The 11054-nt window shown below is 40.6% G+C and carries 12 protein-coding genes; 3 read left to right on the top strand and 9 right to left on the bottom strand.

All coding sequences use genetic code 11. From position 1 onward, the window contains the following. Genes IGJ39_RS02745 through aroF form a run of 4 tightly spaced genes read right to left on the bottom strand, consistent with a single transcriptional unit; the run spans position 1 to position 4359 of the window. The gene (locus IGJ39_RS02745; RefSeq protein ID WP_104775574.1) at positions 1-1080 is read right to left on the bottom strand and encodes a prephenate dehydrogenase; all 1080 of its coding nucleotides are present in this window, start codon (positions 1078-1080) and stop codon (positions 1-3) included. 13 nt (positions 1081-1093) lie between these two features. Next, positions 1094-2260 (bottom strand): chorismate synthase, encoded by a 1167-nt coding sequence (aroC, locus tag IGJ39_RS02740; RefSeq protein WP_195339070.1) that lies wholly within the window; start codon positions 2258-2260, stop codon positions 1094-1096. Further along, on the bottom strand, positions 2261-3325 hold the full coding sequence (aroB, locus tag IGJ39_RS02735) for a 3-dehydroquinate synthase (protein ID WP_065096235.1): 1065 nt from the start codon (positions 3323-3325) through the stop codon (positions 2261-2263). It abuts the gene before it with no gap. Between the two features lie 14 nt (positions 3326-3339). Beyond that, complete coding sequence (gene aroF / locus IGJ39_RS02730; RefSeq protein WP_019722398.1) at positions 3340-4359, bottom strand: 3-deoxy-7-phosphoheptulonate synthase; 1020 nt, start codon at positions 4357-4359, stop codon at positions 3340-3342. A 552-nt stretch (positions 4360-4911) separates the two neighbouring features. On the opposite strand from aroF, the gene IGJ39_RS02725 reads away from it, so the two are divergent. The 3 genes from IGJ39_RS02725 to IGJ39_RS02715 are packed head-to-tail and all read left to right on the top strand — an operon-like array spanning position 4912 to position 7035. After that, the gene (locus IGJ39_RS02725) at positions 4912-6303 is read left to right on the top strand and encodes a Y-family DNA polymerase (RefSeq protein ID WP_062805667.1); all 1392 of its coding nucleotides are present in this window, start codon (positions 4912-4914) and stop codon (positions 6301-6303) included. Beyond that, positions 6266-6766, top strand: a complete 501-nt coding sequence (locus tag IGJ39_RS02720) for a hypothetical protein (protein WP_065096236.1) — start codon at positions 6266-6268, stop codon at positions 6764-6766. Before IGJ39_RS02725 ends, IGJ39_RS02720 begins: the two co-directional genes overlap by 38 nt. A 29-nt stretch (positions 6767-6795) precedes the next feature. After that, positions 6796-7035: a hypothetical protein gene (locus IGJ39_RS02715; protein WP_019722401.1), complete on the top strand. Its 240-nt coding sequence runs from the start codon at positions 6796-6798 to the stop codon at positions 7033-7035. Between the two features lie 183 nt (positions 7036-7218). Here IGJ39_RS02715 and IGJ39_RS02710 read toward each other — a convergent pair whose 3' ends face one another. The 5 genes from IGJ39_RS02710 to IGJ39_RS02690 form a co-directional block, all read right to left on the bottom strand. Then, complete coding sequence (locus tag IGJ39_RS02710) at positions 7219-7491, bottom strand: type II toxin-antitoxin system YafQ family toxin (protein ID WP_019722402.1); 273 nt, start codon at positions 7489-7491, stop codon at positions 7219-7221. Continuing rightward, positions 7484-7750 (bottom strand): type II toxin-antitoxin system RelB/DinJ family antitoxin, encoded by a 267-nt coding sequence (locus IGJ39_RS02705; RefSeq protein ID WP_019722403.1) that lies wholly within the window; start codon positions 7748-7750, stop codon positions 7484-7486. The genes IGJ39_RS02710 and IGJ39_RS02705 overlap by 8 nt, the downstream gene beginning before the upstream one ends. 88 nt (positions 7751-7838) lie before the next feature. Continuing rightward, positions 7839-8330 carry a glycosyl-4,4'-diaponeurosporenoate acyltransferase gene (locus IGJ39_RS02700; RefSeq protein ID WP_065096237.1) on the bottom strand — a complete coding sequence of 164 codons (492 nt, stop codon included), beginning with the start codon at positions 8328-8330 and terminating at the stop codon, positions 7839-7841. A 9-nt stretch (positions 8331-8339) separates the two neighbouring features. Then, positions 8340-9419: a glycosyltransferase gene (locus IGJ39_RS02695; RefSeq protein ID WP_081277432.1), complete on the bottom strand. Its 1080-nt coding sequence runs from the start codon at positions 9417-9419 to the stop codon at positions 8340-8342. Between the two features lie 15 nt (positions 9420-9434). Next, a complete protein-coding gene (locus IGJ39_RS02690; protein ID WP_065096238.1) occupies positions 9435-10931 on the bottom strand; it encodes a phytoene desaturase family protein in 1497 nt (498 codons plus the stop codon). Between the last annotated feature and the right edge of the window lie 123 nt (positions 10932-11054).

Here is an 11054-nt window from a genome sequence, read left to right as displayed (position 1 = left end):
TCAACTCCTGATCCAACAGTGAAAATTTTCCGCTTGAATCAATGCTTGTCCTTTTTCTAAATCGGTTTGATTTTTGAAGGACAATTCAAGGACTCCGAAAATATCTTCTCTAGTTTCTTGTATTTTTAGATTGATGATTGAAATATCTGCTTGGCTCAAAGCCGTTGTCACCTTAGCAACTGCACCGGAAATATCCGGAATATCAACGTATAGATCATAGAATGCTGGAATCGTTCCTTGTCGTTTCTTCGGCAACTGATCCCTTGTCTGCTTCGCTTGTGCAAAAAATCGATAAATGGCCTCTTCATCATTTCTCGCAAGTTGTGTTTTCAATGTTTCCATGGAGGATTGCCATTCTGCTAACAAGGACAACATGATTTCTTGATTCGTTAATAAGATATCTGTCCACATTTTAGGATCAGATGAAGCAATTCGAGTAATATCCCGAAATCCTCCGGCGGCAAGTTGGGAGGCTCTTGGATGTTTCTGATTGAGTTCATCACTGGTTTGCACTAAACCAGCAGCCACGATATGAGGCAAATGGCTTAAGACACCGACGATCTCGTCATGATTTTTGGCTTCCATCAACACAAATTTCGCTCGCGTCGGTTCCAATAGTTCCATCAATTCATCCACGCGCTCACTCTCATGATCATTGGTCAATATATAATAAGCTTCCTCGAACAAATTGGGATTGCCGGCTTTGACTCCTGATTTGTGCGAGCCTGCCATTGGATGCCCACCAATAAAAGTAAAAGGTAATTCCTTAGCCGCTGTCATGATTGCTGCTTTTGTACTGCCAGTATCGCTGACCAATACCGTTTCCTTTAACGGAAGTGTTGCTAATCGTTGCAAATAATCCAAACTAACTTGTACAGGAACCGCTAATAAAATAACATCCATTTGACTCGCTTCTTCGATCCCAGACACCAGATGATCCACTAATTGGACTTCTTCTGCAATTTTTCTAGTTTCTGCTGAATGATCCCATCCATAAAGAGTCACATTCGATCCTTTGATGGCTCGGCAAAGCGAAGCACCAATCAGACCTAAACCTAAGACGAATACCTTTTTCTTCATATCGCTCTCCTTACTAAAAGTCTTGGATCATCTGCCGATGACTGGCCACAGATTTTTTCAGCTCACTCATGTTATCCGCTGGGAAATGTTCAAGGATCTCCACGGCAAGTGCTGTTGCAATAACGTGTTCAGCAACCACCGAAGCTGCGGGTACAGCCGTACTGTCTGAACGCTCGACACTTGCTTTGTATGCTTCCTTCGTATCGATATCGACACTCATCAATGGCTTGTAAAGTGTCGGGATCGGCTTCATCACACCACGAACGATGATTTGTTCGCCGTTCGTCATCCCACCTTCAAAACCACCTAAATGATTGGTTGTCCGGCGGTAGCCTTGTTCTTGATCCCAGGTGATTTCATCCATGACTTTAGAGCCTGGTAAAGTGGCTGTTTCAAATCCAATACCAAATTCCACCCCTTTGAAGGCATTGATACTCAGCATGGCTTGTGCTAATTTTCCATCTAATTTTTTATCCCATTGGACATAACTACCCAAACCAGCCGGTACATTTTCAACCCGGACTTCGACGACACCACCTAAGGTATCACCTGCTTTTTTCGTCTCATCAATCAATGTTTTGACTTGTTCTTCGATTTCAAGATCGACCATATTAACTTCGGAGATCGTTGTTTTTTCTTTGATGACTGCTACAGGTAGCACTTCAGGTATCGTTGCTTTGATTCCTCCAAGAACCGCTACATGACTGGCAATTTCAATATCTAGTGCTGCTAGGATCTGTTTTGCTAAAGAACCGATTGCCACACGCATCGTCGTTTCCCTAGCGGAAGACCGCTCTAACACATTTCTAAGATCTTGATGTTGGTATTTCATCCCACCGACTAGATCGGCATGTCCCGGACGAGGTTTCGCTACACGGCGACGTGTGACATGTTTTTCTTCGATTGGCTCGACTGACATCACCGTCTGCCAATTCTTCCAATCTTTATTTTCCACGATTATCGTGATTGGCGAACCAAGCGTTTTACCATGTCGAATACCTGAGGTGATTTGGACACGATCTTTCTCGATCTTCATTCTGCCACCACGACCGTAACCGCCTTGTCGTCTCGCAAGGTCTTCATTGATTTTTTCAAGTGAAACTTCTAATCCTGCCGGGATACCTTCAATAATGGCAGTTAACTGTGGACCATGAGATTCTCCTGCTGTTAAAAAACGCATTTAATTCCCCTCCTCTAAATAGTCTTTCACGGATTCAAGCGGAATTTCTTGGATCCTTGCTTGTCCGATCTTATCTAATAAAATGATTTTCAATGTCTTTCCACGTGCCTTTTTATCGTGGGTGATCGCATCATAAAGGGATTGCTCCTCCCAAGGTTGGTACTTGATCGGTAACTGATACTTTTCGATCATTTGGATCAATTGCGCAGTGATACCCACTGGTGATTGTCCCAGCTTTTCGGCTTGTTTGGTGATTTGCACCATACCGATCGCTACGGCTTCGCCATGACTGATCTGACCATAACCAGCAGTATTTTCGATGGCATGTCCGATCGTATGGCCAAAGTTCAGTAACAAACGATTCCCGTTATCGAATTGATCTTCTTCAACAACTTGTTTCTTCACACGCAACGCCTTTTCAATGATTTTTTCACTATTAGCCAGTAAGTCAGCAACTCCTGTTAAGCTTGCCAAATCTTGCCATAGCGTTTCATCACTGATTGCGCCACACTTGATGATCTCAGCAATCCCTTCTTGGATTCTACGCTCTGATAACGTCATTAACGTCTCTGGATCGATCAATACCCCGTCTGGTTGTGCAAATGTCCCAATCATATTTTTCGCCATGGGTGCATTGATTGCTGTTTTTCCTCCAATGCTTGAATCGACCTGTGCCAGTAAGGAAGTCGGGATCTGGACAAATGAAATCCCTCGCATATAGGTGGAAGCAACGAAGCTGGCTAAATCGCCGATCACTCCCCCTCCAAGCGCAATCACCGCATCACTACGCGTAAATTGTTCTTCTGCTAAAAACGCATAGAGGTGAGCTGCCATGTCGAATGATTTGCTGCTCTCCCCAGCTGGAACAACATAATGGACGACTTCGTAGCTTGCCCGCAACTGTTGACAAATTTTTTCGCCGTATATCGGAAAAACATTCGTATCACTGATAATCGCGATTTTTTTATTTTTCCAGATTCCTTCGATCCACTCAGACACATGATTGAGTGCATTTCGTTCAATGATGATCTCATAGCTTTTTTCTGGTAAGACAACTTCTAACATGACGCTCCTCTTTTCTATAAGGCTTTGATTTTATTCATTGCTTCAACTAAAATCTCGACTTCTTCCATCATTCTTAGGTAGTTCTTTTCATTCAATGATTGCTGTCCATCTGACCATGCGTGGATTGGATCAGGGTGGATCTCTACGATCATCCCATCTGCGCCACTAGCAACACCGGCTCTTGCCATTGGTGATACGAGATCCCAAACCCCTGTACCATGACTTGGATCAACGATGATCGGGAAATGACTTAATTTTTTAATGATCGGTACAGCACTTAGATCGAAGGTATTACGTGTCGCTGTTTCGTAAGTACGAATACCACGTTCGATAAAGATGATGTTTGGATTGTTTTGTACCGCAATGTATTCCGCCGCATTCAACCATTCTTCGATCGTCCCTGAAATCCCGCGTTTCAAGCCAATTGGTTTTCCTGTTTTCCCAACAGCTTCTAATAGACGAAAGTTTTGCATATTTCTGGCACCGATCTGAATGATATCTGTGTATTCACAAACGACATCGATATGGGCTTCATCCATGACTTCGGTAATGACTTTTAAGCCGTAATGATCCGCTGCTTTACGCATCATTTTCAGTCCTTCTTCTCCTAATCCTTGGAAAGCGTAGGGTGACGTTCTAGGTTTGTAGGCTCCTCCACGTAGGACTGTTGCGCCACCAGCTTTTGCCATACGAGCAGTTTCCATGATTTGTTCTTCGCCTTCTACTGAACAAGGACCAGCCATCGTCACAAAACTACCATCACCGATTTTCAAACCATCCACATCAACGACTGTATCTTGCGGATGAAATTCTCGAGAAGTCAGTTTGTACGTATTAGAGATTTTTACTGCACGCTCCACCGTGTCGTATCTTTCAAATGGTACACCTTGGATAATTTTTGGATCACCGATCAATCCTAAAACAAGACGATCTTTGCCATGGTTGATCTGGACGTCCAAGCCCTCTTCCTTGATACGTGAAAGTACTGGTTCTAGTTGGTTTACTTCAATTCCTGGTTTAATAATTAAAATCATAAGATAACATCCTTTTTTATTTTTATTTTTTTATCACTGTTTAAATACTTGATCGACAATGGAAAATCGTTCGTTGTTTACTTAAAATAACTCGTTGGAAAATGAACTGATGTGGTTCTCCTTTCGTTAGGTATAAAAAAAGCCCGCCGTAGACAAATCTACAGTGGGCCTTCACCAATTCTAACAAAAAAGCCACTATAGATTTTCATCTATGTGGCGGACAAGTCATCTCAAACATCCTTAGCCATCATAGATACAAACGTTGTGTTTGCACCCATGAATGTCATGAATACAAACCTATCTAAAATAGCTAAAGTAATACGTATTCAGTTGTGAATTCAATGTGATTTTCATAAGAAATCGCTCCAAACTGATTTAAGATTGGTTTAAGTATAGATTTCTTTCTGAAATAAGTCAACTACTTTTTCAAATCTTTTTCTCTTTATGCCAATGATCCTTTAGAAGACCGATGTTTTTTTAAAGTTCCTATTGATTTTTTCGTTGACAAAAAACGCGAACATGTGTTCTAATCATGTAGAAGAGGTGACTGTTATGTTTAAAAATCAAAATCCTGTATTTGACTATCATAAAGAACCTTCTAGAGATATTTTATGTATTGATTGTAAGTCGTTCTATGCTTCTGTTGAATGTGTCTCACTTGGATTAGACCCTTTAACAACCAAACTAGTTGTTATGTCGTATCCCGGAAATTCATGGGAAGAACGTGGTAGCGGGTTGATCCTTGCCTCTAGCCCAGCTGCAAAAAAAGCCTACGGGATCACGAATATCAGTCGTGCGCGTGATTTGCCCTTTCCTTATCCCAGTGATTTATATATTGCCCCACCACGAATGGCCTATTATATGGAGAAGAACAAAGAAATCAATGCAATTTATAAAACCTATGCAGACGAGAGTAACCATCATGTCTATTCGGTCGACGAAAGTTTTTTAGATATCACAAATAGCTTGAATTTGTTCGATGCTCCTGATGCCCGGGCACTTGCAAAAAAAATTCGTCAAGACGTTTATGATCAGACAGGGATCTATACCACGATTGGTATCGGTGATAATCCACTATTGGCAAAATTAGCTCTGGATAATGAAGCGAAGGATACCCGAGACATGATCGCCGAATGGCGTTATGAAGACGTCCCTGAAAAACTTTGGCGGATTCCTCAGCTTACAGATTTTTGGGGGATCGGTCGAAAAACAGCGATTCGTTTAAATAAAATGAACATCCATAGCATCTATGAGCTTGCACATGCGGATTACTATCGTTTAAAAAGTGCAATGGGGGTAATTGGTACACAACTTTATGCCCATGCCTGGGGAATCGATCGAAGCTTTCTTGGCGAAGTCTACACCCCTAAATCAAAAAGCATCGGAAATAGTCAAATCCTCAATAAGGACTATACTCGCCGAGAAGAGATTGAAATCGTGATCAAGGAAATGGCGGATCAAGTAGGCACACGCTTACGTCGAGAAGAAGCAAAAGCACAAGTAGTTAGTCTGTGGGTCGGTTTTTCTTTAGGCTACACAGATGTTTCAGGAAAAACCGGGTTTCACCAACAGATGAAAATCGAGCCGACCAACGCCAGTCATGTCTTAGCAGAAGCACTATTGATGATTTTTGATCGACATTATCAACGGCAAGATATCCGAAGTATCGGCGTCAATTGTTCTCGCTTAGTTTATGCGACTGGCTTGCAATTGAATCTATTCGATGATCCTAAAGAGCAAGTCAATGCGGCAAAGATTGACTTTGTCGTGGATAAGATTCGACAAAAATATGGATTCAAAGCAATCGTCCATGCACATAGTTTACTGGAAGGTGGTCGAGCAATCGCCCGCAGTTCGCTTGTAGGCGGTCATGCTGGTGGAATGGCTGGTATTGAAGGTGAAGGACATGCGACGCACGAAAAAAGAATTTCTCGATTACAATGAATACCGCGATCGCCCCTTTGGCTTGAAATGGGGAACCGCTTTTGCCATGGATGAATTAGTTAAAGGGATCGATGAAAACGCTGAAGACGCCCTAAAAGACCTCCCTCCCCAATCGCAAATGACGCGAGAGGAAATCGACCAAGTCCTGTTACAGTCCTTTCTCTATCAGCAAAAAGTAACGATTCAATTAAATACAAAGGATGAATTTGGCAGGTATTTAGAAAATATTGAAGGCGTCTTTTTTGGAGAAAGTGATGAAGATGAGGTGACGATCGATGACACTCAAATCCCTTGGCAAGATATTCGCCATATCGAATTAAAGCAAGAAGAAAAATGGTCGCATCTCTCTACTTTTGCTACCATGGGAAAAATCAGCAATCGTATGCCTCAATCGCACAAACAAGAAGAGATTCAGTTGATCAAAGATGAATTTTACCAAGAATTCCCAACCGACAATGACTAAACGACTAAATAAAAAAGGAAGCGTTCGTTATGAAAACGATCTATACCCATTTTGAAACAGTGATCATCACCGCTTATATCGCCAAGCAAGAAATTGCTCTTCTGACAAAAAGCGGCAAACATTACCAAGGAAAAATCCAGTCCATGATGACAGAAGAAGGTTTTTATATAAACGACCAGTTTATTTATTGGACAGAACTTGCTACGATCGATTTAAAAGAAGAATACTTTCACTTTTGGCGACACGTCATGACAAAAACAAGCAGATAGGTCCTTTTTTGTCTTATTTGATTTTAGAGGTAACTCGAAACTAGATTTCGCATAATAAAAAGACTTGCCATTAGCTATCTAGTAACGCTTAAAACAAAATAAACGAGAAAATCCAAAACTTAAAAACAGTTTTTAGATTTTCTCGTTTATTTTTTGGAGTTGTCTATTTCCGTCACATTTCATTTAAAATAATTCACTGTGGGAACCTAGCCTAGCAAGTATTAGTAGTAATTGATCAGTATCAATCTTATATACTAATAGCCAATCTGGGCTGATATGACATTCTCTAAATCCCGCATAATTGCCGGTCAAATGATGATCACGATACACTTTGGGCAATTTATGTTGGCTTTGCAAAAGAGATAGCACCTTTTTTAATTTGGCTAAATCTTTCCCTTGCTTTTTCGCTTTTTTATAGTCTCGCTTGAATTGTGAGGTATAAAAAATATCAAGCATCCAAATCCTCCAGCAACTCATCAACAGAGCTGAATCCTCCATGAATATTCCCATCTTTTGCATCTTTTAGCGCTTGCAAAGTGGCCGGATTTCCTTTTTCAATTTTAAAAGGAATTGCCTGTTTATTGACAGACTGTTTCAAAAAAACTGTAATTGCGGTTGTCATATTCATACCTAACTCATCAAATAATTGCTCAGCATCCTTTTTCAGCTCCTCATCAATTGATATATGGATTGGTTTCTTTTTTGTCGTTTCCATGTTATCACCCCTATTATTTTTCAATTTTATTTTAACATAAAGACAACATAAAATCACCATAACAACAACATAAACACATATCGAACACCTAGTTATTCCTTATTTTTCTGATCAACGCTCGTTCTAATCGTGGTCGATTATAGCGTTGAATCATAATAAACGGAACATTGACAAGAAGCGCATAAAAAACCATGACCCACCCCGCCCATCTTGGATTCCACAAAAAAAACAGGAACGCTGGCGGGATCAATAGCCAATGTGTCAGCTCTGCTCTTTGCGTTTCGATGATGAATTTCTTCAGTGCAGCAGAATCAGTCTTGCCAAGCCTTGATTTATCGAATCCTCTCTTAGCAATCACCGTACCATCTGGTAGCTTATCTTTCCATTTTTTGATTCGGAAATTTTTTTCCCAAAAACTCCCTCGCTTTTCAAAAGAAAAGGAACGAAACCAACGATGCTTTCTTTCAAAAAACGAGTCAGCGATTTGGCGGACACCGTAGGATATTCCTAAATGGAATATAAACCAGACAAGAATGTCGAGCATGACTAATACTCCAGTGGTCAAATGGATCAGCGGCATAAAACCCTCCTAAAATTTGATTTTTCTTCCTTTCCAAGTCACTGATTTCAACAGATACGTTTGGATCAACGACCATAAAAACAAGAAAAGGAAAAAGAGAAAAAAGATCGGGAAAAACAACAAGAAAGCAAGGGTGAAATTCCCAACACGTTTGGCAAAGATGATGCATTGGCATACATACAGACAGTAGATGACTAGCGCAAACTGCCATTGATCCGTACGAAAAGCCAATACAGAGCCAACTCCACCAGCTATCCATAATATGGTCCCGAACAAAATAAAGGGATTGGTGGCTCTTGAAGCTGTTGCAAAATCCTTTGTCCACCCTTGGATCAATTGCTTGAACCCTTCTGGATACATGCGAAAAGCAATCAACTCTTTTCCGCCGTATAAATGGATGGGAAGATCTTTCTTTAGGAAGCGCTTAGCTAAAGCCATGTCATCTAAGATCCCACTAGGCATATCATTATGCCCATCCACCTGAAAATAATCTATTTTTGAACACAAGATACACGGACCGAATGCCCCCGCTGCTTTTACTTTTTCCCCAAACACAGAAAAAGTATTCAATCCTACTAGAATGATCACATTAAAAATAAAAGAAAACTGTTCATAAAAGCGAAAGGTCTGATGAAAAGGTTGTAGCGACATTAGTCCACGCTTTCCTCTTTTTTCGTATTCAGCCAATAATCTTTCCAAGCTATTCTCGGTTTGGAAGAATGTGTCCGCATCTAAAAATAAGAAAGTCTCACTTTTAGCATGCGTTGCACCTAACCAACAGGCAGCCGCCTTTCCATGCTGTTCACGATCATTTGAAAAAACTACTGTACCTAAGCGCTTGGCGATTTCAGCTGTACCATCAGTGGAAGCATCATCTACTACGATGATCTCTTGTGGTTGGATCGTCTGCTTCTGGATTGATCGAAGCAATTTTGGAATCGTGTTAACCTCATTACGTACAGGAATAATGATTGAAACACTTGTTGCAAGTCGAGTCGTTGGTGCTGTTTTCGCGAGAAACGGCAATCGATAAAAGATACACCACCCTGCAAGCCAAGCGACGAAAAGGACGATCATGATCAGTAACAAAATACCCCTTCCTTCCTATCTATTCGCTTCTCTTTGCACGATCTTATCACTTACTTGTTGCCCACTCAAAGTAACCATTGGCATACCAGCTCCAGGATTGACCGTTCCACCGACAAAGTATAAATTGTCATAGCGCTCACTATGTTTCCCATGTTTGAACCCATGATTTTTTTTACGATCTGAGACAGTACCGTAGATTGCTCCCCGATGTGATAAATAATTTTTTTGGATATCTTCTGGGGTCCAACGATTTTCATAGACAATATGTTTTCTCAAATCCGTTAATCCCATCGTTTCTAATTTGATCAAGATACGCTCCCGAAAGGCATCGTATTCTTCCTCTGTAAATGGTTGATCTTGTAAATAAGGGATGTGCGGTAAAATCTTGATATTCTCATGTCCTTCAATCGTTTGGGAAGGATCAGTCTTATTCACATTGACCAAATAGATCGTTGGGTCTTCTGGCAACTGGTGCTGATGGAAGTTTTGATCAAAATTTTCTTTCTCCGCATTTGAAAAGAAAAAATTATGATGTGCTAATTGCGGATATTCTTTATTCACACCTAAATGCAAGACAAACCCTGAACTTGCGGGTTCAAATTTCTTTTCTAACTTCTCAGTAAACGCTGGTTTTTCATCTAATAACTGTTCATAAGCCGGGATGACTTCCATATTCGAAACAAAATAGTCTGCTTCGATCACCGTGCCATCTGCCAATCGCGCAGAACGGATCTGATCATTCTCTATATTTAATTTTTCAACATAAACGCCGGTATGGAACGTCACACCGATCTCTTTCCCAAGTTTCACGATCCCTTCCGCAATCTTGTGCATCCCACCTGGCACATACCAAATCCCTTGCGCATGTTGCATATAGATCATCATATTCAAAACCGCTGGTGCATCATAAGGAGACGAACCAACGTACTTACTGAAATAACCAAGCATCTCTTGCATTTTAGGATGACTCACTCGTTTTGCGATTCCATCATGCATCGAAGAAAAATAATCAAATCCTTTCAACGCTTTGATCACACCATGTTCTTTTAAAATCTCCATCGTTGAATCAAGCCCTTTGTCAAAATAACCGACTTCTGTATAATCGTAGATTTCTTTTGCGTAGTCTAAAAATGCTTGATACTCTGCCATATCGGTTGCAGACAACATTGGATTTTCTTGCGCCATTTTCGTTAGATCGCTGTATAAATCAATCGATGTATGGTCAGGAAAAAAAGAGCGCCACTGCAAATCCAACCGTTCAATCGGAATGTAATCTGCCATCTGTTTGCCACTTGCAATAAACAATTTTTCAAAGATTTGAGGCATCGTCAAAATAGATGGCCCTAGATCGAACCCAAATCCATTCGCTTCTAAACGGTTTAATTTACCGCCTAGATGATCATTTTTTTCATATAAAGTAACCTTGAATCCTGCTTGTGCCAAAGACACTGCTGCAGATAAGCCCCCAAGGCCTCCACCAAGAATAATGACTGATTTTTGTTTGTTTTCCATAACAGTACCTCTTGCTTTCTAAGTCTCAAAGCAAATTTTTACAGCTGGACATTTTATATGAATCAACTGTAAAAAAACACTTCATATCTATATCTATAGTAGCATATCCATAAAAAATCTTAT

This window comes from Enterococcus sp. AZ140 (assembly GCF_051714405.1).
GTDB classification, from domain to species: domain Bacteria; phylum Bacillota; class Bacilli; order Lactobacillales; family Enterococcaceae; genus Enterococcus_B; species Enterococcus_B pernyi.
Note: the sequence above shows the minus strand (reverse complement) of the source record. Positions and strands in the feature narration are given on the sequence as shown.